The organism is Microvirga sp. 2TAF3 (genome assembly GCF_052114965.1).
GTDB lineage: Bacteria > Pseudomonadota > Alphaproteobacteria > Rhizobiales > Beijerinckiaceae > Microvirga.
This window is the reverse complement of sequence record NZ_JBFRFT010000005.1, coordinates 104,708-127,858: the sequence shown is the minus strand read 5'-3', so window position 1 is coordinate 127,858 and position 23,151 is coordinate 104,708. Positions and strand designations below refer to the sequence as shown.

At 62.6% G+C, this 23,151-nt stretch carries 20 protein-coding genes and 2 tRNA genes; all 22 read left to right on the top strand.

Features of this window, described 5'->3' with window-relative positions:
- The first annotated feature begins 14 nt into the window (after positions 1–14).
- The 22 genes from clpX (at position 15) to AB4Y97_RS07220 (ending at position 23,120) form a co-directional block, all read left to right on the top strand.
- The gene (gene clpX, locus AB4Y97_RS07325; RefSeq protein ID WP_441998368.1) at positions 15–1,283 is read left to right on the top strand and encodes an ATP-dependent Clp protease ATP-binding subunit ClpX; all 1,269 of its coding nucleotides are present in this window, start codon (positions 15–17) and stop codon (positions 1,281–1,283) included.
- A gap of 209 nt (positions 1,284–1,492) precedes the next feature.
- The gene (gene lon, locus AB4Y97_RS07320; protein ID WP_441998367.1) at positions 1,493–3,922 is read left to right on the top strand and encodes an endopeptidase La; all 2,430 of its coding nucleotides are present in this window, start codon (positions 1,493–1,495) and stop codon (positions 3,920–3,922) included.
- 197 nt (positions 3,923–4,119) lie between these two features.
- The gene (locus AB4Y97_RS07315; RefSeq protein ID WP_441998366.1) at positions 4,120–4,398 is read left to right on the top strand and encodes an HU family DNA-binding protein; all 279 of its coding nucleotides are present in this window, start codon (positions 4,120–4,122) and stop codon (positions 4,396–4,398) included.
- 82 nt (positions 4,399–4,480) lie between these two features.
- A tRNA-Val gene (locus AB4Y97_RS07310) sits at positions 4,481–4,556 on the top strand.
- 114 nt (positions 4,557–4,670) lie between these two features.
- Positions 4,671–4,747, top strand: a tRNA-Asp gene (locus tag AB4Y97_RS07305).
- A gap of 295 nt (positions 4,748–5,042) precedes the next feature.
- Positions 5,043–5,471 (top strand): low affinity iron permease family protein, encoded by a 429-nt coding sequence (locus AB4Y97_RS07300; protein WP_441998365.1) that lies wholly within the window; start codon positions 5,043–5,045, stop codon positions 5,469–5,471.
- Positions 5,472–5,644: 173 nt separating this feature from the next.
- The gene (locus tag AB4Y97_RS07295; protein ID WP_441998364.1) at positions 5,645–6,010 is read left to right on the top strand and encodes an NADH-quinone oxidoreductase subunit A; all 366 of its coding nucleotides are present in this window, start codon (positions 5,645–5,647) and stop codon (positions 6,008–6,010) included.
- The gene (locus tag AB4Y97_RS07290; RefSeq protein WP_441998363.1) at positions 6,001–6,585 is read left to right on the top strand and encodes a NuoB/complex I 20 kDa subunit family protein; all 585 of its coding nucleotides are present in this window, start codon (positions 6,001–6,003) and stop codon (positions 6,583–6,585) included. The genes AB4Y97_RS07295 and AB4Y97_RS07290 overlap by 10 nt, the downstream gene beginning before the upstream one ends.
- A gap of 14 nt (positions 6,586–6,599) precedes the next feature.
- On the top strand, positions 6,600–7,202 hold the full coding sequence (locus tag AB4Y97_RS07285) for an NADH-quinone oxidoreductase subunit C (protein ID WP_441998362.1): 603 nt from the start codon (positions 6,600–6,602) through the stop codon (positions 7,200–7,202).
- A gap of 20 nt (positions 7,203–7,222) precedes the next feature.
- Positions 7,223–8,413, top strand: coding sequence for an NADH-quinone oxidoreductase subunit D (locus AB4Y97_RS07280; protein WP_441998361.1), 1,191 nt, complete (start codon positions 7,223–7,225; stop codon positions 8,411–8,413).
- Between the two features lie 114 nt (positions 8,414–8,527).
- The gene (nuoE, locus tag AB4Y97_RS07275) at positions 8,528–9,595 is read left to right on the top strand and encodes an NADH-quinone oxidoreductase subunit NuoE (protein ID WP_441998360.1); all 1,068 of its coding nucleotides are present in this window, start codon (positions 8,528–8,530) and stop codon (positions 9,593–9,595) included.
- Positions 9,596–9,609: 14 nt separating this feature from the next.
- Positions 9,610–10,911 (top strand): NADH-quinone oxidoreductase subunit NuoF, encoded by a 1,302-nt coding sequence (nuoF, locus tag AB4Y97_RS07270; protein ID WP_441998359.1) that lies wholly within the window; start codon positions 9,610–9,612, stop codon positions 10,909–10,911.
- Between the two features lie 8 nt (positions 10,912–10,919).
- A complete protein-coding gene (nuoG, locus tag AB4Y97_RS07265) occupies positions 10,920–12,998 on the top strand; it encodes an NADH-quinone oxidoreductase subunit NuoG (RefSeq protein WP_441998358.1) in 2,079 nt (692 codons plus the stop codon).
- Positions 12,999–13,010: 12 nt separating this feature from the next.
- Positions 13,011–14,036: an NADH-quinone oxidoreductase subunit NuoH gene (gene nuoH, locus AB4Y97_RS07260; RefSeq protein ID WP_441998357.1), complete on the top strand. Its 1,026-nt coding sequence runs from the start codon at positions 13,011–13,013 to the stop codon at positions 14,034–14,036.
- A gap of 15 nt (positions 14,037–14,051) precedes the next feature.
- Complete coding sequence (gene nuoI, locus AB4Y97_RS07255) at positions 14,052–14,540, top strand: NADH-quinone oxidoreductase subunit NuoI (RefSeq protein ID WP_441998356.1); 489 nt, start codon at positions 14,052–14,054, stop codon at positions 14,538–14,540.
- A 141-nt stretch (positions 14,541–14,681) separates the two neighbouring features.
- Positions 14,682–15,296, top strand: coding sequence for an NADH-quinone oxidoreductase subunit J (locus tag AB4Y97_RS07250; protein ID WP_441998355.1), 615 nt, complete (start codon positions 14,682–14,684; stop codon positions 15,294–15,296).
- 12 nt (positions 15,297–15,308) lie between these two features.
- Positions 15,309–15,617: an NADH-quinone oxidoreductase subunit NuoK gene (gene nuoK / locus AB4Y97_RS07245; protein WP_441998354.1), complete on the top strand. Its 309-nt coding sequence runs from the start codon at positions 15,309–15,311 to the stop codon at positions 15,615–15,617.
- Positions 15,618–15,634: 17 nt separating this feature from the next.
- Positions 15,635–17,662: an NADH-quinone oxidoreductase subunit L gene (nuoL, locus tag AB4Y97_RS07240; RefSeq protein WP_441998353.1), complete on the top strand. Its 2,028-nt coding sequence runs from the start codon at positions 15,635–15,637 to the stop codon at positions 17,660–17,662.
- On the top strand, positions 17,662–19,173 hold the full coding sequence (locus AB4Y97_RS07235; RefSeq protein ID WP_441998352.1) for an NADH-quinone oxidoreductase subunit M: 1,512 nt from the start codon (positions 17,662–17,664) through the stop codon (positions 19,171–19,173). Before nuoL ends, AB4Y97_RS07235 begins: the two co-directional genes overlap by 1 nt.
- A gap of 7 nt (positions 19,174–19,180) precedes the next feature.
- Positions 19,181–20,623 (top strand): NADH-quinone oxidoreductase subunit NuoN, encoded by a 1,443-nt coding sequence (gene nuoN / locus AB4Y97_RS07230; protein ID WP_441998351.1) that lies wholly within the window; start codon positions 19,181–19,183, stop codon positions 20,621–20,623.
- Between the two features lies 1 nt (position 20,624).
- On the top strand, positions 20,625–21,443 hold the full coding sequence (locus AB4Y97_RS07225; RefSeq protein ID WP_441998350.1) for a biotin--[acetyl-CoA-carboxylase] ligase: 819 nt from the start codon (positions 20,625–20,627) through the stop codon (positions 21,441–21,443).
- Positions 21,444–21,446: 3 nt separating this feature from the next.
- The gene (locus tag AB4Y97_RS07220) at positions 21,447–23,120 is read left to right on the top strand and encodes a ribonuclease J (RefSeq protein ID WP_441998349.1); all 1,674 of its coding nucleotides are present in this window, start codon (positions 21,447–21,449) and stop codon (positions 23,118–23,120) included.
- Positions 23,121–23,151 lie beyond the last annotated feature (31 nt).

Here is a 23,151-nt window from a genome sequence, read left to right as displayed (position 1 = left end):
TTGGAGATGTGATAATGACCAAGGCTGGCGGCAACGACTCCAAGAGCACGCTTTACTGCTCCTTCTGCGGCAAGAGCCAGCATGAGGTTCGCAAGCTGATCGCCGGCCCGACCGTATTCATTTGCGATGAATGCGTCGAGCTGTGCATGGACATCATCCGGGAGGAGTCGAAATCGTCGCTCGTGAAGTCCCGCGACGGCGTCCCGACCCCGAAGGAGATCAGCCGCGTTCTCGATGATTACGTGATCGGGCAGGAGCACGCGAAGAAGGTGCTCTCGGTCGCGGTCCACAACCATTACAAGCGCCTCGCCCATGCGACGAAGCACAATGACGTCGAACTGGCGAAGTCGAATATCCTGCTCATCGGCCCCACCGGCTCGGGCAAGACCCTGCTGGCGCAGACCCTCGCCCGGATCCTCGACGTGCCGTTCACGATGGCGGACGCCACGACCCTGACCGAGGCCGGCTATGTGGGCGAGGATGTGGAGAACATCATCCTCAAGCTGCTCCAGGCCTCCGACTACAATGTGGAACGGGCCCAGCGCGGCATCGTCTATATCGACGAAATCGACAAGATTTCCCGTAAGTCGGACAACCCCTCCATCACCCGGGACGTTTCGGGCGAGGGCGTGCAGCAGGCCCTTCTGAAGATCATGGAAGGCACCGTCGCCTCCGTGCCTCCCCAGGGCGGCCGCAAGCACCCGCAGCAGGAATTCCTGCAAGTGGATACGACGAACATCCTGTTCATCTGCGGCGGCGCCTTCGCCGGGCTGGAGCGGATCATCTCGGGGCGCGGCAAGGGCACGTCTATCGGCTTCGGCGCCTCCGTCGAGGCTCCGGACGACCGCCGGACGGGCGAAATCTTCCGTGGTGTCGAGCCCGAGGATCTGCTGAAATTCGGCCTGATCCCCGAATTCGTGGGCCGTCTGCCGGTCCTCGCGACCCTCGAAGATCTGGACGAGGAAGCCCTGAAGCGCATCCTCCAGGAGCCCAAGAACGCCCTGGTGAAGCAATATCAGCGCCTCTTCGAGATGGAAAATGTCAGCCTGACCTTCCAGGACGAGGCGCTTTCCATGATCGCCCGCAAGGCGATCGAGCGGAAGACCGGCGCCCGCGGCCTGCGCTCCATCATGGAGGGCATCCTCCTGGAGACCATGTATGATCTGCCGGGGCTCGATTCCGTCGAGCAGGTGGTGATCGGGCCGGAGGTCATCGAGGGCAAGGCCAAGCCGCTCTTCATTCATGGCGACCGCGGTGAACAGACCGCGAGCGTCAGCGCGTAAGGTTCAGCTTCCGTGGCGGGCACCGTTCTTGAAACATTGTGCCCGCCACGCCACATTATCTCTTGCGTGAATGTTGTCCGCTCATCGTTCGAGGGACGGCGCCACGTACCGGACGCAGCCAATCATAAAAGCTTGAGCGTTTCGGTTATCCGTCCGCGAGCCCGCTCATTGGAGGAGTTTGTCGGACGCTGTCGAAAGGATGTCGTCTTATGACACAATCGAAGCCACGTCAGCCTGTCGTTCCGGGCTCGACTGGAACCTATGCGGTTCTGCCTCTGCGTGACATCGTCGTCTTCCCGCATATGATCGTGCCGCTCTTCGTCGGCCGCGAGAAGTCGATCCGCGCGCTCGAGGAAGTGGTCAAGGGGGACCGTCACATTCTTCTGGCAACCCAGATCGATGCGACGGATGACGATCCGGCTACGGATGCAATCTACAAGGTCGGAACCCTGGCCAATGTGCTGCAGCTTCTGAAGCTGCCCGACGGCACCGTGAAGGTGCTGGTGGAAGGCGCGAGCCGTGCCCAGGTCAAAGCCTATACCCGGACAGATGAATATTACGAGGCGGAGGCCGAAGTGCTTGCCGACTCGCTCGGCGATCAGATCGAGACCGAAGCGCTTGCGCGCTCCGTCGTGTCCGAATTCGAAAATTACGTGAAGCTCAACAAGAAGGTTTCGCCCGAGGTCGTCTCGGCCGTGACCCAGATCGATGAGCCGGCCAAGCTTGCCGATACGATCGCTTCGCATCTTGCGATCAAGATCGCCGACAAGCAGGCGATCCTCGAAATTCCGACCGTTGCCCAGCGACTCGAGAAGGTGCTTGGCCTGATGGAGAGTGAAATCTCCGTGCTTCAGGTCGAAAAGCGGATTCGTACCCGCGTGAAGCGTCAGATGGAGAAGACGCAGCGCGAGTACTACCTCAACGAGCAGATGAAGGCGATCCAGAAGGAACTCGGCGACGATGAAGGTCGCGACGAGCTGGCTGAGCTCGAGGAGAAGATCGAGAAGACCAAGTTCACGAAGGAAGCCCGCGAAAAGGCGATGAACGAGCTCAAGAAGCTCCGTCAGATGTCGCCCATGTCGGCCGAGGCGACCGTCGTGCGCAACTATCTCGATTGGCTGCTCGGCATTCCATGGGGCCGCCGCTCGAAGATCAAGAAGGACCTTAAAGCCGCTCAGGACCTGCTCGATGCCGATCATTACGGCCTCGACAAGGTCAAGGAACGCATCGTCGAGTATCTGGCCGTGCAGCAGCGCGCCAACAAACTCACGGGCCCGATCCTCTGCCTCGTCGGCCCTCCCGGCGTGGGTAAGACCTCGCTCGGCAAGTCCATCGCCAAGGCGACGGGACGCGAGTTCGTGCGCATGTCTCTCGGCGGCGTTCGGGACGAGTCCGAGATCCGCGGTCACCGGCGGACCTATATCGGCTCGATGCCCGGCAAGATCGTTCAGTCGATGCGCAAGGCCAAGACGTCCAACCCGCTCATCCTGCTCGACGAGATCGACAAGATGGGCATGGACTTCCGCGGCGATCCGTCTGCGGCCCTGCTCGAGGTTCTCGATCCTGAGCAGAACAACTCGTTCAACGACCATTACCTGGAGGTCGACTACGACCTCTCCAACGTGATGTTCGTGACGACGGCCAACACGCTGAACATCCCGGCGCCTCTCCTCGACCGTATGGAAGTGATCCGCATCGCGGGTTACACCGAGGAGGAGAAGGCCGAGATCGCCCGCACCCACCTGATCCCGTCCGCCATGAAGAAGCATGGCATCGCGGATAAGGAATGGTCGATCAGCGACGATGGACTGCTCATGCTGATCCGGCGCTACACCCGCGAAGCGGGCGTGCGTAACCTCGAGCGTGAGATCGCCAACCTCATCCGCAAGGCCGTGAAGGAGATCCTCATCTCCAAGGTCAAGGCGGTCGAGGTGACGGCCGACAATCTGCCGGAATTCCTCGGCCCGCCCCGCTACCGTTACGGCGAAGTCGAGGCGGAGGATATGGTCGGCGCGGTGACAGGCCTGGCCTGGACCGAGGTCGGCGGCGAGTTGCTCACCATCGAAGGCATCATGATGCCGGGCAAGGGCAAGATGACCGTCACGGGTAATCTCCGCGACGTCATGAAGGAATCGATTTCGGCTGCGGCGTCCTATGTCCGCTCCCGGGCTGTCGATTTCGGCGTCGAGCCGCCCATGTTCGACCGCAAGGACATCCACGTGCACGTGCCGGAAGGCGCGACGCCCAAGGATGGCCCCTCGGCCGGTATCGCGATGGGAACCGCCATCGTCTCCGTCATTACGGGTATCCCGGTTCGCCGCGATATCGCCATGACGGGTGAGGTCACGCTGCGGGGCAGGGTGCTGCCCATCGGCGGATTGAAGGAAAAGCTCCTTGCGGCGCTTCGCGGCGGCATCAAGAAAGTCTTGATTCCCGAGGAGAACGCGAAGGATCTGGTCGACATCCCCGCGAGCGTGAAGAACGGTCTCGAGATCGTGCCCGTGTCCCGCATGGATCAGGTTCTCGAGCATGCCCTGGTTCGCATGCCTCAGCCGATCGAGTGGGACGAGGCGACCACCCTCACCGGGCCCAAGACGGCCGATGTCGAGGACGACTCGATCGGGGTCGTTGCCCACTAAACTGACGTTACGTCAGGTTTTTAACGAGGCCCCCGGATGACAAATCCGGGGGCTTTTTTTGATGTGGAATGTCAAGAAATGGCTTATTTCAGCCGTTTCGGGGCTTGCGCGCAGCTCAGCTTTGCGCCACACGGTGTGTCCCTGAAACGGTGGCACACAAAAGGTGGACGCCGCCGTGATCATTGGAGGATATGAAGATGAACAAAGGCGAGCTCGTTGCGGCTGTCGCCGATAAGGTGGGTCTGACTCGCAGCCAGGCCGGCGAGGCGATCGACGCCGCTATCGAGGCCATCACCGGCGCCCTGAAGAAGGGTGACGAGGTGAAAATCGTTGGTTTCGGCACCTTCGTGGTGACCAACCGCGCTGCCGGCGAGGCGCGCAACCCGCGCACTGGCGAAAAAGTGACGGTTCCGGCCTCGAAGACCCCGAAGTTCCGCGCCGGCGCGGGCCTGAAGGAAGCCGTGAACAAGAAGTAAGCGCTTTTTCAGCGACCTTTTCTTGTTTAGAGGGCCGACCGCGCTTGCGTTGTCGGCCTTCTCTTTTTATGTCAGGCGCGAAGGGCGATTAGCTCAGTTGGTAGAGCATCTCGTTTACACCGAGAGGGTCGGCGGTTCGAGCCCGTCATCGCCCACCAGATTCAGCGCCTCGTGCACCGTCTCGAAGATTCTGACGATGGATCGCACGGAGCGCTTGACAGGGGTCGGAGGCCCCCTTAAACCGCCCCCACACCGCTTCGGCGGTCCAATGCGCGGGCGTAGCTCAGTTGGTTAGAGTGCCGGCCTGTCACGCCGGAGGTCGCGGGTTCGAGCCCCGTCGCCCGCGCCACTTAAATCCTGAAAATTAGAACAGAATTTAAGTGGCGCTCCCCGCGCTGCACCGTCCTCGGCTAAGTCCGACGGTAGCCGTTTCTTTCCCTTGCTGCCCCATTCTCTTTCGTGTCGAAGCTGATTGTCGATGCTTCGGGTGCCCCGGCGAGACCGGAGCCGTTCCGCCTGACTCCCTGGGGCGCTGAGGTGCTTCCGGAGCCCGTTGCCGCATTGCGACAAAGATTCCTCGATCCTGCATGAAGCCATTTCCGAAGCTGAGCGTTATCAGCCGGGAAAGGTGAGGTGTGGTTCGCATGTGGATCTCTCGATTATTCACGGATTTCTCCAATTGGGTCGCTCAGGTATCGGGGCGGCCCATCACTTTCGGGCTATGCCTGATCGTGATTGCCCTATGGGCCTTGAGCGGCCCGATCTTCGGTTTCTCTGATACCTGGCAACTGATCGTGAATACGGGCACCACCATCGTTACCTTCCTGATGGTCTTCCTGATTCAGAACACACAGAATCGGGACGGGGCCGCGATTCAGGCCAAGCTTGACGAACTGATCCGGGCCAGTGCGGCCCAAAATGTCTTCATCGGCATCGAGCGCCTGACCCAGGACGAGCTGGACGAAATTCGGGCCAAATGCGAGGCCAAGGCCAGTGCGGAAGCGGCTGCGAACACGGCGGAGAGCAAGGCGAACCGCAAAGCGGCCGACGCCGCTGAAAGGGCCACATCCTAGTTTGGAAACATTCTTTTTGCGGCACCGCAAACACTTGTCAGAGAAGGGGAACTCGGATAAGCCTCGGCCGCAATCCATGGTGTTTGTCGCAGGGCCTTTCTCTAGGTCGTCTGCGGCTTAAATGCATGGGTTGTGGCCGGTTTTGTGCCGAGCTCCGTTCCTTTAGGTGTCGCATGACGAATCTCCTCGCCGACTACCTGCCTCTCGTGATTTTCATCGGCGTGTCGCTCCTGATCGGGCTGGCGCTGCTCGTGGCGCCTTTTGTCGTCGCCTACAGCCGCCCGGACACGGAAAAGCTGTCGGCCTACGAGTGCGGGTTCAATGCCTTTGACGATGCCCGCATGAAGTTCGACGTGCGGTTCTATCTCGTCGCGATTCTCTTCATCATCTTCGATCTTGAAGTCGCCTTTCTCTTCCCCTGGGCCATTACGTTCGGGAATCTGGGCTGGTTCGGCTTCGTTTCCATGATGATCTTCCTCGGGGTGCTCACGGTCGGCTTCGTATACGAGTGGAAGAAGGGGGCTCTGGAATGGGATTGATCATGGATAACAGGGCTTCTCTGGTCGCCCCGCGCCCTGTCGGTACCATCGATCCTGCCACCGGGCAGCCGATAGGCGCGACGGATCCCTATTTCGTTTCGATCAAGGACGAGCTGGCCGACAAGGGGTTCCTGGTCGCTTCGGCCGAGGATCTCATCACCTGGGCGCGCACCGGCTCGCTCATGTGGATGACCTTCGGCCTTGCCTGCTGCGCCGTCGAGATGATGCAGATGTCGATGCCCCGCTACGATGCGGAGCGTTTCGGTTTCGCGCCGCGCGCCTCGCCGCGCCAGTCCGACGTGATGATCGTCGCCGGCACGCTGACCAACAAGATGGCTCCCGCGCTCCGCAAGGTCTATGACCAGATGCCCGAGCCGCGCTACGTCATTTCCATGGGTTCCTGCGCCAATGGCGGCGGCTATTACCACTATTCCTATTCCGTCGTGCGCGGCTGCGACCGTATCGTGCCCGTCGACATCTACGTGCCCGGCTGCCCGCCCACGGCGGAAGCGCTGCTCTATGGCGTTCTGCTTCTCCAGAAGAAGATCCGCCGCACCGGCACCATCGAGCGCTGAGCAAAGGTCATCGCATGAATGCTGAGCTCCAAGCTTTGAGCGACCACATCGCCTCGTCCCTCGGCGAGGCGATGACGGGGCGTGACATCGCCTATGGCGAGCTGACGATCGTCGTTCGCGGGCAGGACATCCTGCGGACGGTCACGTTCCTGCGTGACGATCCGCAATGCCGCTTCGTGTCCTTCATCGATATCTGCGGTGCGGATTACCCGGGCCGCGAGCAACGTTTCGACGTGGTCTATCACTTCCTGTCGCCTTACCGGAATCAACGGATCCGCGTGAAGGTCGAGACGGACGAAGTGACCCCGGTCCCGTCGATCATCGACATTTTCCCGGCGGCCAACTGGTTCGAGCGTGAGGCTTACGACCTGTATGGCATCCTGTTCTCGGGCCATCCGGATCTGCGCCGCATTCTCACCGATTATGGCTTCGAAGGTTTCCCGCTGCGCAAGGATTTTCCGCTCACCGGCTTTGTCGAGGTCCGCTACGACGACGCGCAGGGCAGGGTGGTTTACGAGCCCGTGAAGCTCAATCAGGAATTCCGCAATTTCGACTTCCTCTCGCCGTGGGAGGGCACGGACTACGTGCTGCCCGGCGATGAGAAGGCGAAGGCGTAAAGGGCGGAGAGGAGCAGCCGATGGGCGAGCATAATATCCGCAACTTCTCGATCAATTTCGGTCCGCAACATCCGGCGGCGCACGGCGTGCTGCGCCTTGTGCTGGAGCTGGACGGCGAAGTGGTCGAGCGTGTCGATCCGCATATCGGCCTGCTGCATCGCGGCACGGAGAAGCTGATCGAGTACAAGACCTATAGCCAGGCAACGCCCTATTTCGACCGGCTCGACTATGTCGCGCCGATGAACCAGGAGCATGCCTACTGCCTCGCGGTCGAGAAGCTGCTCGGCATTTCCGTGCCACGGCGCGCCCAGTTGATCCGCGTCCTCTATTCCGAGATCGGCCGGCTTCTGTCGCATCTCCTCAACGTGACGACGCAGGCGATGGACGTCGGCGCGCTCACGCCGCCCCTCTGGGGCTTCGAGGAGCGCGAGAAGCTGATGATCTTCTATGAGCGCGCTTCCGGCGCGCGCATGCATGCCAATTACGTGCGTCCAGGCGGCGTCAGCATGGATCTCACTCCTGAGCTGATCGACGATATCGAGGCGTTCTGCGATCCCTTCCTCAAGGTGCTGGACGATCTCGACGATCTCGTGATCGACAACCGCATCTTCAAGCAGCGCAACGTCGATATCGGCGTCGTGCCGCTGGAGGATTGCTGGAAGTGGGGCTTCTCAGGCGTCATGGTGCGCGGTTCGGGCGCCGCGTGGGATCTGCGCAAGGCGCAACCCTACGAGTGCTACGAGGAGATGGAATTCGACATCCCCGTCGGCAAGAACTGCGATAACTACGACCGTCAGGTCATCCGCATGCAGGAGATGCGCCAGAGCGTGCGCATCATGCGCCAGTGCGTCGCGAAGCTGCGCGAGCCTGCCGGAAAGGGACCTGTGACGACACTCGACGGCAAGATTTCGCCGCCGTCGCGCAAGGACATGAAGCGCTCGATGGAAGCGCTGATCCACCACTTCAAGCTCTATACGGAAGGGTTCCACGTGCCGGCGGGCGAGGTCTACGCCGCCGTCGAGGCCCCGAAGGGAGAGTTCGGCGTGTATCTCGTGGCGGACGGCACCAACAAGCCGTATCGCTGCAAGATCCGCGCTCCGGGTTTCGCCCATCTTCAGGCCATGGATTTCATGTGCCGCGGTCACATGCTGGCCGATGTCGCAGGCATCCTGGGCTCGCTCGACATCGTGTTCGGCGAGGTGGATCGGTAATCGGTTGGTCCGGCATCGCGCCGGGCATCCGCGCCTTCGGCGCGGTGGAAAGGTTCAAGTCGTGAATGGCCGGGCTCTCTGAAGCCCGGCCATGACGATGAGGAGAAGAGTTCAATGGCCGTTCGTAAGCTCGCGCCTGAGGAAATACAGCCCAAGAGCTTCACGTTCTCACCCGAGAACGTGGCTTTTGCGGAGCAGCAGATTGCCAAATATCCCCCGGGACGTCAGGCCTCGGCGGTGATTCCGCTGCTTTGGCGGGCGCAGGAACAGGCTGGTGGCTGGTTGCCGCGCAAGGCGATCGAGAAGGTCGCCGAACTGCTCGACATGCCGCCGATCCGCGTCATGGAAGTGGCGACCTTCTACACGATGTTCAACCTCGATCCGGTTGGAAAATATTTCATCCAGTTCTGCGGCACCACGCCCTGCGTGCTGCGTGGCGCCGGAGACATCAGACAAGTGCTCGAGCGCCGCGTCGGCGATCAGAACCATGTGACGGCCGACGGTAACTTCTCCTGGCTCGAAGTGGAGTGCCTGGGCGCCTGCTGCAATGCGCCGATGGTTCAGATCAACGACGATTACTACGAGGATCTGACGACGGAGAACTTCGAGAAGCTTCTCGACGATCTCGCAGCCGGACGTCCCGTGAAGAAGGGTTCGCAGATCGGACGGCGCTCCTCCGAGCCGCTCGATGGCGTCAAGACTCTGACCGATCCTCATCTTTATGACGGCTCGATGATCGGCGCATGGCGCAAGCGCTTCGAGGAGGAGGCGGTGAGCGCCGCGGCTACAGGTGAGGCGGCTGCGGCGACGGCCACTGCGGCTTCCAGTCCGAAGCCAGCGAAGCCCGAGTCGGGACGCGCGATCGAGACCGAGAAGGTCGATACGCCGGCCAAGCGCGCCAAGGAAGGCGAAGCGCCCGTCAACCCGGCGGAACGCAAGGAAGCTTCCGACGGGTCGAAGGCGACGGCGGTCGAGCAACGGACGGAGAATGCGGGCAAGCCAGCTCCTCAAAGCGACAAGTCGTACGTAGCGACGCCGAGCAAGCCGGAAACCGGCCGCGTGACAGCCGATGCGCCGACGACCCCTGTCGCCGGAACGCCGCCCTCCGATGCAGAGACGCGCCGCGACGGCAGCGAGAGCAAGCCGGGCAAGACCCCCGACAAGAACAACAAGTCGTCCTGACGGAGAGATTGGACATGCTTCAGGACAAAGACCGGATTTTCACCAATCTCTACGGCTTCCACTCGCCGGACCTCGAGGCCGCGAAGATGCGCGGCGCGTGGGACGGGACGAAGTTTCTGCTTGAGAAGGGACGCGACTGGATCATCGACGAGATGAAGAAGTCCGGCCTGCGCGGCCGTGGCGGCGCGGGCTTCCCGACCGGCTTGAAGTGGTCCTTCATGCCCAAGCAGTCGGATGGACGTCCGCATTATCTCGTGGTCAATGCCGACGAGTCGGAGCCGGGCACCTGTAAGGACCGGGAGATCATGCGGAACGATCCGCATCTCCTGGTCGAGGGCTGCCTCATCGCTTCCTTCGCCATGGGCGCCAATGCCGCATATATCTACATTCGCGGTGAATACATCGCCGAGCGGCACGCGCTGCAGCGCGCCGTCGACGAAGCCTACGCGGCCAAGCTCATCGGCAAGGACAACATCCACGGCTATCCTTTCGACCTTTACGTTCACCAGGGCGCAGGCGCTTATATCTGCGGCGAAGAGACGGCGCTTCTCGAGAGCCTGGAAGGCAAGAAGGGCATGCCGCGCCTGAAGCCGCCTTTCCCGGCCAATATGGGCCTCTACGGCTGCCCCACCACGGTGAACAACGTGGAATCGATTGCGGTCGCGGGCGAGATCCTGCGTCGCGGCGCGTCCTGGTTCTCCAGCATCGGCCGGCCGAACAACGTGGGCACCAAGCTCTTCTGCGTGTCGGGGCATGTGAACAAGCCCTGCAACGTGGAAGAGGCGATGGGCATCACCTTCCGCGAACTGATCGACACCCATTGCGGCGGCATTCGCGGCGGCTGGGACAACCTGCTTGCGGTCATCCCCGGCGGTTCGTCGGTTCCCTGCGTCCCGGCCGACCAGATCATCGACGCTTACATGGATTTCGACACGCTTCGAAACCTGAAGTCGGGCCTCGGCACCGCGGCGGTGATCGTCATGGACAAGTCGACCGACATCGTCCGCGCCATCACCCGCATCTCGTATTTCTACAAGCATGAGAGCTGCGGCCAGTGCACCCCGTGCCGCGAAGGCACCGGCTGGATGTGGCGCGTGTTGAACCGCATGGCGGAAGGCCGGGCCCAGAAGCGCGAAATCGATATGCTTCTCGAAGTCTCGACCCAGATCGAAGGCCACACCATCTGCGCGCTCGGCGACGCGGCGGCATGGCCGGTTCAGGGCCTCATCCGGCATTTCCGGCATGAGATCGAAAAGCGGATCGACGATTATGCGGCGAACCCGCATTCAGAATCCGTCATGATTGCGGCGGAGTGAGAGTGAAGATGGCCAAGATCATCGTTGATGGCGTTGAAGTCGACGTTCCGCCGGAATTCACGCTGCTCCAGGCGGCGGAAATGGCTGGCGCGGAAATTCCGCGCTTCTGCTTCCATGAGCGTCTTTCGATCGCCGGCAATTGCCGCATGTGCCTTGTCGAGGTGAAGGGGGCTCCGAAGCCGGTCGCGTCCTGCGCCTGGGGCGTGCGCGATTGCCGTCCCGGCCCGAATGGCGAGCCGCCGGAAGTTTCCACCAAGTCGGCGACCGTCAAGAAGGCGCGGGAAGGGGTGATGGAGTTCCTCCTCATCAACCACCCGCTCGATTGCCCGATCTGCGACCAGGGCGGCCAGTGCGACCTGCAGGACCAGGCGATGGCCTACGGCGTCGATACCAGCCGCTATCACGAGAACAAGCGCGCGGTGCCGGACAAGTATCTCGGCCCGCTGATCAAGACCTCCATGAACCGGTGCATCCACTGCACCCGCTGCGTGCGCTTCACCACCGAGGTGGCGGGCGTGTCCGATCTCGGCGCGATCTGGCGCGGCGAGGACATGGAGATCACGAGTTATCTCGAGCGGGCGCTGGGCTCCGAGTTGCAGTCGAACGCGGCGGATCTCTGCCCGGTCGGCGCGCTGACCCATAAGCCCGAGGCCTTCCATTACCGTCCGTGGGAGCTTTCCAAGACCGATTCCGTCGATGTGACGGATGCGGTCGGCTCCGCGATCCGCGTCGATTCCCGTGGCCGCGAGGTCATGCGCATTCTCCCGCGCGTGAACGAGGCGGTGAACGAGGAATGGATCACCGACAAGGCCCGCCACATCGTCGACGGCCTGCGCCTGCAGCGCCTCGACCGTCCCTTCGTGCGCGAGAATGGCCGCCTGCGTCAGGCGTCCTGGCAGGAGGCGTTCGGCGTCATCGCCAATCGCGTGAAGGGGATCGATCCGAAGCGCATCGGCGCCATCGTGGGCGATCTCGCCGCGGTTGAGGAGATGTATGCGCTGAAGCTCCTCATGCAGAGCCTCGGCGTGACGAATGTCGATGCCCGTCAGGACGGCACGGTGTTGTCGCCGGCTCATGGCCGCGGGTCCTACCTGTTCAACACCACCATCGCCGGCATCGAGGATGCGGACGCGATCCTGATCGTGGGCTCGAACCCGCGCATCGAGGCTTCGCTCGTCAATGTGCGCATCCGCAAGCGCTGGCGTTTCGGCCCGCCGCCGATCGGCATGATCGGCGAAAATGTCGATCTGACCTATCCCCATGACTATCTCGGCGCCGGTCCCGAGACCCTGGCCGACATCCTTGCTGGCCGCCACAGCTTCGCCGAGGCGCTTAAAGGAGCCGAGCGCCCGCTCATCATCGTGGGCCAGGGAGCGCTCTCCCGTCCCGACGGTCTGGCGATCCTCTCCCTCGCCGCGCAGCTCGCCCAGAGCGTGGGTGCGGTGAAGGACGGCTGGAACGGCTTCTCGGTTCTGCATACGGCGGCTTCCCGCGTCGGCGCGCTCGATCTCGGCCTCGTACCGGGCGAGGGCGGCCTCGCCGCGCGGCAGATGACTGATGGCGGGGTGGACGTCCTGTTCAATCTCGGCGCGGACGAAATCAATGTCGCGCCGGGCGCTTTCGTGATCTACCAGGGCACCCACGGCGATCGTGGCGCTCACCGCGCCGACGTGATCCTGCCGGGCGCGACCTATACGGAGAAGTCCGGCACCTACGTGAACACGGAAGGCCGGGTGCAGATGGCCAACCGGGCTGCCTTCGCTCCGGGCGACGCCCGCGAGGATTGGGCGATCCTGCGCGCCCTCTCCGACGTGCTCGGGCATCGCCTGCCGTTTGACTCGCTCAACGCCCTGCGCGCAAAGCTCTATGCGGAATATCCGCACTTTGCCGCAATCGATGACGTCAAGCCGGCCGACGCAGGCGCTGCGGTTCAGGCGCTTGCCGGCATCGGCGGAAGCCCGGGCCGGGAGGCCTTCGCCAGCCCGATCAAGGACTTCTATCTGACGAACCCGATTGCCCGGGCGTCCGGTGTCATGGCCGAGTGTTCCGCGCTCGCTCGTAATCTCCGGCTCGAGGCGGCCGAGTAAGAGGATCGGATCATGGAATTCTCGGATATGCTCCTCACGTTCGCGATCATCCTGGGCAAGAGCCTGCTCATGCTCGTCGCGCTGCTCATCTTCATCGCCTATGCCCTGCTGGCTGATCGCAAGGTCTGGGCGGCGGTTCAGTTGCGGCGCGGTCCGAACGTGGTCGGCCCCTGGGGCCTGCTGCAATCCTTCGCCGATCTGCTCAAGTTCGTGCTCAAGGAGCCGGTGATCCCGGCTCCGGCCAACAAGGGCATGTTCCTGCTCGCACCTCTCCTGATGTGCACGCTCGCTCTCGCATCCTGGGCGGTGATCCCGCTCAATGCCGGCTGGGCGATCGCCGACATCAATGTGGGCATTCTCTATATCTTCGCGATCTCGTCGCTGGGCGTTTACGGCGTCATCATGGGCGGTTGGGCGTCGAACTCGAAATATCCCTTCCTCGGCGCGCTCCGCTCGGCGGCGCAGATGGTGTCCTACGAGGTCTCCATCGGCTTCGTCATCGTCACGGTGCTCATGTGCGCCGGCACGCTCAACCTTTCCAAGATCGTCGAGGCGCAGAATTCGAGCCTCGGCATCCTGGGCTGGTATTGGCTGCCGCTCTTCCCGATGTTCGTGGTGTTCTTCATCTCGGCCATGGCCGAGACGAACCGCCCGCCCTTCGACCTTCCGGAAGCGGAATCGGAGCTCGTGGCCGGCTACATGGTCGAGTATTCCTCGACCCCGTATCTGCTGTTCATGCTCGGCGAATACGTGGCCATCATGACCATGTGCGCGCTCGGCACGGTCATGTTCCTCGGCGGCTGGCTGTCGCCGATCCCGTTCGCGCCCTTCACCTGGGTGCCGGGCGTGATCTGGTTCGTGCTGAAGGCGAGCTTCCTGTTCTTCCTCATGGCCATGGTGAAGGCCATGGTGCCGCGCTACCGCTACGACCAGCTGATGCGTCTCGGCTGGAAAGTGTTCCTGCCGCTCTCGCTTGCCATGGTCGTGATCGTGGCCTGCGTCCTGATGCTGACCGGCCTTGCGCCGGGCATGCGATAAGAAGGAGATCGGCTCATGAAGCTCGATCAGGTTGCAAAGTCGCTTCTTCTGAAGGAATTCGTGTCGGGATTCGTCCTCGCCATGAGATACTTCTTCAAGCCGAAGGCGACGATCAATTATCCCTTCGAGATGGGGCATCGCGGACCCCGTTTCCGGGGTGAGCATGCCCTGCGCCGCTATCCCAACGGGGAAGAGCGCTGCATCGCCTGCAAGCTCTGCGAAGCGATCTGCCCGGCCCAGGCCATCACCATCGAAGCCGGCCCGCGCCGCAACGACGGCACCCGCCGCACGACGCGTTACGACATCGATATGGTAAAGTGCATCTATTGCGGCATGTGCCAGGAGGCCTGCCCGGTCGATGCCATCGTGGAAGGCCCCAATCTGGAGTTCTCGGTCGAGACCCGCGAGGAGCTTTACTACGACAAGGCCAAGCTTCTCGCGAACGGGGAGCGCTGGGAGCGGGAAATCGCGAAGAACATCGCGAAGAACGCACCTTATCGGTAGTCGCCTTCCTGCCTGAAGAGGGCAGGGGGCAAACAGGTCCGGCGGGTTGTCCCGTACGGATTCGGACACTATAGACGGGCCGCCGGATCCTCCGGGGCCACGTTCGGAAGGGGCCGCAATCTCGCGGCTTGAGCTTGAAGCATGACGGTTACTGCCGCCTTCTTTTATCTCTTCGCGACCATTACCGTCGCCTCCGGATTCATGGTGATCGCTTCGCGCAATCCCGTGCAATCGGTGCTTTTCCTCATCCTCGCCTTCGTCAACGCGGCGGGGCTGTTCCTCATGATGGGGGCCGAGTTCCTGGCGATGATCCTGGTTATCGTCTATGTGGGCGCGGTCGCCGTGCTTTTCCTCTTCGTCGTGATGATGCTCGACGTGGATTTCACCGAGCTTCGCCAGGGCTTCCTGCAATATCTGCCGATCGGCGGCCTGATCGGGATCGTCTTCCTGCTGGAGCTGATCCTCGTCATCGGCGCCTATGTGATCGACCCGAACCTGATCCGCACGGCCGCCGTGCCGATTCCGTCGCCCCAGGTCATGACCAATACCGAGGCGTTGGGCCAGGTTCTTTACACCCGTTATTTCTACTTCTTCCAGGCTGCGGGCCTGATCCTGCTGGTGGCCATGATCGGCGCCATCGTCCTGACCCTGCGCGAGCGTGTCGGCATCAAGCGCCAGAACATCTCGGTGCAGAACGCCAGGATGCCGGAAGAAGCGGTCGAGGTGCGGAAGGTTCCCTTCCGCCAGGGCCTCTAAGGAGGGCATGCGATGGTTATCGGCTTAGGGCACTATCTCACCGTTGCCGCCGTGCTCTTCACGCTCGGTGTGCTCGGCATTTTCATCAACCGGAAGAACGTGATCGTCATTCTGATGTCCATCGAGCTGATCCTGCTCGCCGTGAACATCAACATGATCGCCTTCTCGACCCACATGAACGACATCGTCGGCCAGGTCTTCGCCCTGCTCATCCTCACGGTTGCGGCGGCGGAGGCGGCCATCGGCCTTGCCATTCTCGTGGTGTTCTTCCGCAACCGCGGCTCCATCGCGGTTGAAGACGTCAATATGATGAGGGGCTAAGCCCGAGCGGATCGATCATGTATCAAGCAATCGTCTTCCTGCCGCTCGTCGGCTTCCTCATCGCAGGCCTGTTCGGCCGGGTCATCGGCCCGCGGCCGAGCGAGATCATCACGACGGCGCTGCTCGTCATCGTTGCGGCTCTGTCCTGGGTGTCCTTCATCCAGGTTGGCTTCGGTTCCGCCGGGATGACCCGGATCCAGGTGGCGCAATGGATGTCGGTCGGCGACCTCGTCGTCGACTGGGCGTTCCGGATCGACACGCTGACCGCCATGATGCTCGTCGTGGTGAACACGGTTTCGGCCCTCGTTCACCTCTATTCCATCGGCTACATGCACGAGGATCCGCACCGCTCGCGCTTCTTCGCATATCTCTCGCTCTTCACCTTTGCCATGCTCATGCTGGTGACGTCGGACAACCTCGTCCAGATGTTCTTCGGCTGGGAAGGCGTGGGCCTCGCGAGCTATCTGCTCATCGGCTTCTGGTACCAGAAGGAATCGGCCAACGCGGCTGCCATGAAGGCCTTCATCGTCAACCGCGTCGGCGATTTCGGCTTCGTGCTCGGCATCTGTCTCGTTTTCGTGCTGTTCAACAGCGTCGCCTTCGACCAGATTTTCCCCCGCGTCGCCGACCTGACCGGCAAGAGCTTCCACTTCCTCGGCTACGACTGGAACGCCCTGACGCTTGCCTGCCTGCTGCTCTTCATGGGCGCCATGGGCAAGTCGGCGCAGTTCCTGCTGCACACCTGGCTTCCGGACGCCATGGAAGGCCCGACGCCTGTTTCCGCGCTCATCCATGCCGCTACCATGGTGACGGCCGGCGTGTTCATGGTGGCGCGCCTCTCGCCGCTCTTCGAATATGCTCCGAACGCGCTCGCGGTGGTTACCGTCATCGGCGGCATCACGGCCTTCTTCGCGGCCACGATCGGTCTGGTTCAGAACGACATCAAGCGCGTCATTGCGTACTCGACCTGTTCGCAGCTCGGCTACATGTTCGTTGGCCTCGGCGTCGGCGCCTATGGCGCCGGTGTGTTCCACCTCTTCACGCACGCCTTCTTCAAGGCTCTCCTGTTCCTGGGCGCCGGCTCCGTCATCCATGCGATGCACCACGAGCAGGATATCCGGAGCATGGGCGGTCTCCGCCGCTACATCCCGCTGACCACGGGGTTGATGGCCATCGGCACGCTGGCACTGACCGGCTTTCCCTTCACGGCGGGTTACTACTCCAAGGATGCGATCATCGAGGCGGCGTTTGCCGCACATAGCCCGGTCGGCAACTTTGCCTTCCTGTCTACGGTCATCGCCGCCTTCATGACCTCGTTCTATTCCTGGCGCCTGTATTTCCTGACCTTCGAGGGGAACGCGCGCTGGGCCGATCCGCATCATCATGAGCCGAGCGCCCATGAGGGCGCCGAGCATGACGAGACGGGTCATGATGTCGAGGCGGCCGCCGAGGCCGGGCACGATCACCATGGGGCTCATATGCCTCACGAGAGCCCCCTCGTGATGCTCATCCCGCTCATTCTGCTCGCCATCGGTGCGCTCGTCGCCGGCTTCTTCTTCCACGGCGCCTTCATCGGGGAGGGTTATGCGGAGTTCTGGAAGGGTGCGCTCTTCACCCGCCCGGATAACCATATCCTCGAGGAGATGCATCATCTGCCGGGCTGGGTGCCTCTGCTGCCCACCATCATGATGACGCTCGGCTTCCTGCTCGCGGTCTACATGTATATCGTCGACACCAAGAAGCCGGTGCAGCTCGCTGCGGATCACCCGATCCTCTACCAGTTCCTGCTCAACAAGTGGTACTTCGACGAGCTGTACGACGCGATCTTCGTGCGTCCGACCATCCGGCTTGGCCGCCTGCTCTGGCGTACCGGCGATCAGAAGATTATCGACGGCCTCGGGCCGGACGGCGTGTCCGCCCGCGTCCTGGACATCACCCGCGGCGTGGTCCGCGTCCAGACCGGCTATCTCTATCACTATGCCTTCGCCATGCTGATCGGCGTCGCCGCTCTCGTGACCTTCTATCTCTTCAGGGGAGCGCATTAATGCTCGGGTTCGGCATCCTCTCCGGACTTCTGGTCCTTCCCCTCGTCGGGGCAGCCTTCATCCTGACTCTGCGGGGTGATAGCGAGGCGGCGCGTTCCAACGCCCGCTGGGCGGCGCTCGCCACGACCATCGCCACCTTCCTCCTGTCGCTCGTCGCCTGGAGCCGTTTCGACACGGCATCGTCCTCGTTCCAGCTCGTCGAGACTCATGCCTGGCTCACCGATACGATCCGCTTCAAGCTGGGCGTCGACGGCTTCTCGATGCCGTTCATCCTGCTGACGACCTTCCTGATGCCGTTCTGCATCGTGGCCTCGTGGGAATCGATCGGTCATCGGGTCAAGGAATACTTCGTCGCCTTCCTCGTCCTCGAGATGACGATGATCGGCGTGTTCGCCGCGCTCGACCTCGTGCTGTTCTACCTGTTCTTCGAGGCAGGCCTGATCCCGATGTTCCTGATCATCGGCATCTGGGGCGGCAAGCGGCGCATCTATGCGAGCTTCAAGTTCTTCCTCTACACGCTGCTCGGCTCGGTGCTGATGCTGCTTGCCATCATGGCCATGTATTGGAGTGCCGGCACCACCGACATCCCGACCCTGCTGCAGTTCAAGTTCGCCTCGAACCTGCAGATCTGGCTCTGGCTTGCCTTCTTCGCTTCGTTCGCGGTAAAGATGCCCATGTGGCCGGTCCATACCTGGCTGCCCGATGCGCACGTGGAAGCGCCCACGGCCGGCTCGGTGATCCTGGCGGCGATCCTCCTGAAGATGGGCGGCTACGGTTTCATCCGGGTCTCGCTGCCCATGTTCCCGGATGCGTCGATCTATTTCGCCCCGCTGGTCTATTCGCTCTCCATCGTCGCGATCATCTACACCTCGCTCGTGGCGCTGGTGCAGGAGGACATGAAGAAGCTGATCGCCTATTCGTCCGTGGCCCATATGGGTTTCGTGACCATGGGTCTCTTCAGCATGAATCCTCAGGGCATTCAGGGCGCCATGTTCCAGATGGTGTCCCACGGCTTGGTCTCCGGCGCACTCTTCCTCTGCGTCGGCGTAGTCTATGACCGCATGCACACCCGCGAGATCTCGGCCTATGGCGGCCTCGTGGAGCGGATGCCGCTCTATGCGGTGGCCTTCATGATCTTCACCATGGCCAATGTGGGCCTTCCCGGGACCTCCGGCTTCATCGGCGAGTTCCTGACGCTCGTCGGCGCGTTCCGGTCCAATCCCTGGGTGGCGTTCTTTGCGGCCTCCGGCGTGATCCTCTCGGCAGCCTATGCCCTGTGGCTCTACCGGCGCGTGGTCTACGGACGGTTGACGAAGCCTGCCTTGCAGAACATCTCGGATCTCAACCGCCGCGAATTGATCACCCTCGTGCCGCTTGTCCTGCTCGTCATCTATTATGGCGTGCAGCCCGGCCCGATCCTCGATGCCTTCGCCGCGCCGACGAGTGCTCTCATGCAGGGCTATCAGGCCGCGCTCGAAACCGTGAAAACGGCGGCTGTAGCCGCACACTGAGGTCACGATGAACTCCGTCCTCGCCATTCCCGTGTTTGCTCCCGCGCTGCCGGAAATCATCCTGGCCGCAGGCGCTCTCGTCCTGATCCTGCTCGGCGCGTTCCGCGGTGAACGCTCGACCGGAGCCGTGAACGTCATTGCGCTGGTCCTGCTGGCGTTCGCCTTCATCGCCGTGCTGACGCTGCCTTCCGAGCGCGTCGAGACCATGAGCGGCTCCTTCGTGGTCGATTCCTTCGCCAAGTTCATGAAGTCGCTGACCCTCATCGCCTCGGCGGCCGGCGTCATCCTGTCCATGGATTACATGCGCCGCGAGGGGATCGCCCGTTTCGAGTACCCGATCCTGATCGTGCTCTCGACCATCGGCATGCTGATGGTGATCTCGGCGAACGATCTCATCGCGCTTTATCTCGGCCTCGAGCTTCTCAGCCTTTCGTCCTACGTGATCGCGGCCTTCGACCGCGACAATGTGCGGTCGACGGAAGCAGGCCTGAAGTATTTTGTGCTCGGCGCGCTCTCCTCGGGCATGCTGCTCTACGGCGCTTCGCTGGTTTACGGCTTTACCGGCACCGTGTCCTTCCCGGCCATCGCTACGGCGCTGCAGGGCCATGTTGTGAGCAATGGCGTGATCTTCGGCCTCGTCTTCGTGGCCGCCGGCATCGCCTTCAAGATTTCGGCCGTGCCATTCCACATGTGGACGCCCGACGTCTATGAAGGTTCGCCGACGCCCGTGACGGCCTTCTTCGCCGCCGCGCCGAAAATGGCCGCCATGGCGATGGCGATCCGCCTCTTCATCGGTGCGTTTCCCGGCATCGTGGGCCAGTGGCAGCAGATCATCGTCTTCATCTCGATCGCGTCGATGGCGCTTGGCTCGTTCGCGGCCATCGGCCAGCGCAACATCAAGCGCCTGATGGCCTATTCCTCCATCGGCAATGTGGGCTACGCGCTGATCGGCCTTGCCGCCGGCACACCCGAGGGCATCCAGGGTGTCGTGATCTATATGGCGATCTATCTGGCCATGACGCTCGGCACCTTCGCCGTCATTCTCGGAATGCGCCGCGGCAATGTGATGTTCGAGAAGGTCGACGATCTCTCCGGCATCGCCCGCACGCATCCGATGCTCGCGTTCTGCCTCGCGATGATGATGTTCTCGCTCGCCGGAATTCCGCCGCTCGCAGGCTTCTTCGCCAAGTTCGCGGTCTTCAATGCCGCCATCAAGGCGGATCTCGTGACGCTCGCCATCATCGGCGTCGTGACGAGCGTGGTCGGCGCTTACTATTACCTGCGCATCGTCAAGGTGATGTATTTCGACGAGCCGGGCGAGCGCTACGATGCCATGCCGGCCGGGGTGAAGCTGGTTCTTGCACTCTCCAGCGCCTTCGTGGTCCTCTACGTCCTGGTTCCTGCTCCCCTGACTGCAGCCGCTGCCACGGCCGCGCGCTCGCTGTTCTGACGTGCATCTGTCGCCCGAGACCGAGTCTGCCGGCTATCGGATTCTCTCGCTTGAGGCGACGGACTCGACGAACGACGATGCCCTCAAGGCGGCTCGTGAAGGCGATCCGGGGAAACTCTGGATCGTCGCCGCCGAGCAGCGCGCGGGAAGGGGGCGGCATGGCCGGCACTGGTCGTCGCCGGTTGGCAATCTCTATGCCAGCCTTCTCCTCATGGATCCCTGCGAAGCGGCCATCGCGCCGCAGCTCGGTTTCGTGGCGGGGCTCGCGCTTCACGAGGCGGTCGAGACCGTCACCGGCCAAGGCGCGCCGCGGCTCGCTCTCAAATGGCCGAACGATCTCCTGCTCGATCGGGCGAAGATCTCCGGTTTGCTGCTCGAAGGGCATCGGATCGGCGGAGCGCTCGCCATCGTGATCGGCTTCGGCGTCAACGTGGCCTTCGCACCGACCGGCACGCCCTATCCCACAGCCACCCTGCAGGAACTCAAGCCGGGCCTGACCAGGGAAGATGTATTTGCGGCGCTTGCCGCATCCTTCGCGCGAACCTTCTCGGCTTGGCGTGCGGCCGCTCGCATGAGCCCATCGGATCCGTTAGGCGCGATCCGGCGCCTGTGGCTGGAGCGTGCGGCGGGCATCGGGCAGGAGGTGACGATCCGCCTTCCCTCGGGCGAGAAGCACGGTATCTTCGCGGGCCTCGACCGCTTCGGCCGCCTGCAGCTGAAAGGCTCAGGCGGAACGGAACTGATCGATGCAGGCGATCTTTATTTTCCTCATTTGCAGCACGATATAGCCAAACCCGACGCTGGCACGACAAGGTCCTGATAGATGGCATCACCCAAAGATGAATTGGTCTTCCTCCCGCTCGGAGGCTTGGGCGAAATCGGGATGAATGCTGCGCTCTATGGTTTCGGCCCCGAGCAGAACCGTCAATGGATCCTCGTCGATTGCGGTATGGGGTTCGGCGGCGAGGAGCATCTGCCCGGCATCGATGTGGTCTATCCGGATCTTCGCTTCATCGAGGAGGAGCGGCACAATCTTCTCGGCATCTTCATCACCCATGCGCATGAGGACCATATCGGCGCTCTCGTGGAGATGTGGCCGCGTCTTCGCGCGCCGGTCTACGCCACGCGCTTCGCCGTCGGCCTGCTCGAAACGCGGCGGTTGTCGGAGCCGGGTGCGCCGAAGGTCGACCTCAAAGAGATCATACCCGGCCAGCGCCTGAAGGTCGGTCCCTTCGAGATCGAGTATGTGCCGGTGGCCCACTCGATTCCGGAATCGAACGCGCTCGCCATCCGCACGCCCCACGGCCTCGTGGTTCATACGGGCGACTGGAAGCTCGATCCCACGCCTTATCTCGGCAGCCTGACCTCAGAGGAGACCTTCCGCGCCCTTGGCGACGAGGGTGTGCTGGCGCTGGTCTGCGATTCCACCAATGTGGTAAGGGAGGGGGAAAGCCCCAGCGAAGCCGATGTGTCGCGCAGCCTCGCGGAACTGATCAAGGACGCGCCGCAACGGGTCGCCGTCACGACCTTCGCGTCGAATGTGGCGCGCATCCGCTCTGTCGCGGAAGCGGCGCGGGAATGTGGGCGCGAGGTCGTCGTGGTCGGCCGCGCCATGGACCGCGTGGTCGATGTGGCGAGCGAATGCGGCTATCTCGAAGGCCTGCCCGAGTTCCGCAAGCCCGATACCTTCGGCTATCTGCCTCGTGACAAGGTCGTGGCGCTGCTCACCGGATCGCAGGGCGAACCGCGGGCCGCGCTCGCACGCATCGCCCAGGACGAGCACCCGGATATCGCCCTGTCAAAGGGCGACAGGGTCATCTTTTCCTCCCGCGGCATCCCGGGCAACGAGAAGGCCATCGGCGCGATCATCAACAGCCTGATCGAGCAGGGCATCGAGGTCATCACCGACCGCACCGAACTCGTGCACGTATCCGGCCATCCGCGGCGGGGCGAGCTGGCCAAGATGTATCAGTGGACGCGCCCGCAGATCGCCATTCCTGCCCATGGCGAGGCTATGCACCTTGCCGAGCACGCGAAATTCGCCCACGGGCAGGGGATCAAGGAGGTCGTGCGCGCGAAGAATGGCTCTCTCGTTCGTCTGGCGCCCGGTCCGGCCGAGATTACCGACAATATCCCTGCCGGCCGCCTCTACAAGGACGGCAATATCGTGATCGAGGCGGGCGAACGCGCCCTGCCGGAACGCCGCAAGCTGGCTTTCGCGGGCATCGTCAGCGTCGCCATCGCCATCGACGAGCAAGGCGAGATCGCAGGCGATCCGATCGTCGACGCCATGGGCTTGCCGGAAAAGAATCGCCAGGGCGCAAGCCTTACGGACATCATCGCCGATACGGTGGGGGATGTGCTCGACGGACTGTCCAAGGCGAAACGGCGGGATCCCGAGGCGGTGGAAACCGCCGTGCAGCGGGCCGTCCGGGCCGCGGTCAACGAGGCCTGGGGCAAGAAGCCCGCCTGCCATATCCTCGTGATCGAGGTATGACGGAGACAGAATCCCGCTGGAAGGAGCAGGC

Excerpts from the sequence above, each read along its gene's own strand:
- clpX (WP_441998368.1), top strand. The coding sequence starts at position 15 with ATGACCAAGGCTGGCGGCAACGACTCCAAGAGCACGCTTTACTGCTCC.
- lon (WP_441998367.1), top strand. The coding sequence starts at position 1,493 with ATGACACAATCGAAGCCACGTCAGCCTGTCGTTCCGGGCTCGACTGGA.
- AB4Y97_RS07315 (WP_441998366.1), top strand. The coding sequence starts at position 4,120 with ATGAACAAAGGCGAGCTCGTTGCGGCTGTCGCCGATAAGGTGGGTCTG.
- AB4Y97_RS07300 (WP_441998365.1), top strand. The coding sequence starts at position 5,043 with ATGTGGATCTCTCGATTATTCACGGATTTCTCCAATTGGGTCGCTCAG.
- AB4Y97_RS07295 (WP_441998364.1), top strand. The coding sequence starts at position 5,645 with ATGACGAATCTCCTCGCCGACTACCTGCCTCTCGTGATTTTCATCGGC.
- AB4Y97_RS07290 (WP_441998363.1), top strand. The coding sequence starts at position 6,001 with ATGGGATTGATCATGGATAACAGGGCTTCTCTGGTCGCCCCGCGCCCT.
- AB4Y97_RS07285 (WP_441998362.1), top strand. The coding sequence starts at position 6,600 with ATGAATGCTGAGCTCCAAGCTTTGAGCGACCACATCGCCTCGTCCCTC.
- AB4Y97_RS07280 (WP_441998361.1), top strand. The coding sequence starts at position 7,223 with ATGGGCGAGCATAATATCCGCAACTTCTCGATCAATTTCGGTCCGCAA.
- nuoE (WP_441998360.1), top strand. The coding sequence starts at position 8,528 with ATGGCCGTTCGTAAGCTCGCGCCTGAGGAAATACAGCCCAAGAGCTTC.
- nuoF (WP_441998359.1), top strand. The coding sequence starts at position 9,610 with ATGCTTCAGGACAAAGACCGGATTTTCACCAATCTCTACGGCTTCCAC.
- nuoG (WP_441998358.1), top strand. The coding sequence starts at position 10,920 with ATGGCCAAGATCATCGTTGATGGCGTTGAAGTCGACGTTCCGCCGGAA.
- nuoH (WP_441998357.1), top strand. The coding sequence starts at position 13,011 with ATGGAATTCTCGGATATGCTCCTCACGTTCGCGATCATCCTGGGCAAG.
- nuoI (WP_441998356.1), top strand. The coding sequence starts at position 14,052 with ATGAAGCTCGATCAGGTTGCAAAGTCGCTTCTTCTGAAGGAATTCGTG.
- AB4Y97_RS07250 (WP_441998355.1), top strand. The coding sequence starts at position 14,682 with ATGACGGTTACTGCCGCCTTCTTTTATCTCTTCGCGACCATTACCGTC.
- nuoK (WP_441998354.1), top strand. The coding sequence starts at position 15,309 with ATGGTTATCGGCTTAGGGCACTATCTCACCGTTGCCGCCGTGCTCTTC.
- nuoL (WP_441998353.1), top strand. The coding sequence starts at position 15,635 with ATGTATCAAGCAATCGTCTTCCTGCCGCTCGTCGGCTTCCTCATCGCA.
- AB4Y97_RS07235 (WP_441998352.1), top strand. The coding sequence starts at position 17,662 with ATGCTCGGGTTCGGCATCCTCTCCGGACTTCTGGTCCTTCCCCTCGTC.
- nuoN (WP_441998351.1), top strand. The coding sequence starts at position 19,181 with ATGAACTCCGTCCTCGCCATTCCCGTGTTTGCTCCCGCGCTGCCGGAA.
- AB4Y97_RS07220 (WP_441998349.1), top strand. The coding sequence starts at position 21,447 with ATGGCATCACCCAAAGATGAATTGGTCTTCCTCCCGCTCGGAGGCTTG.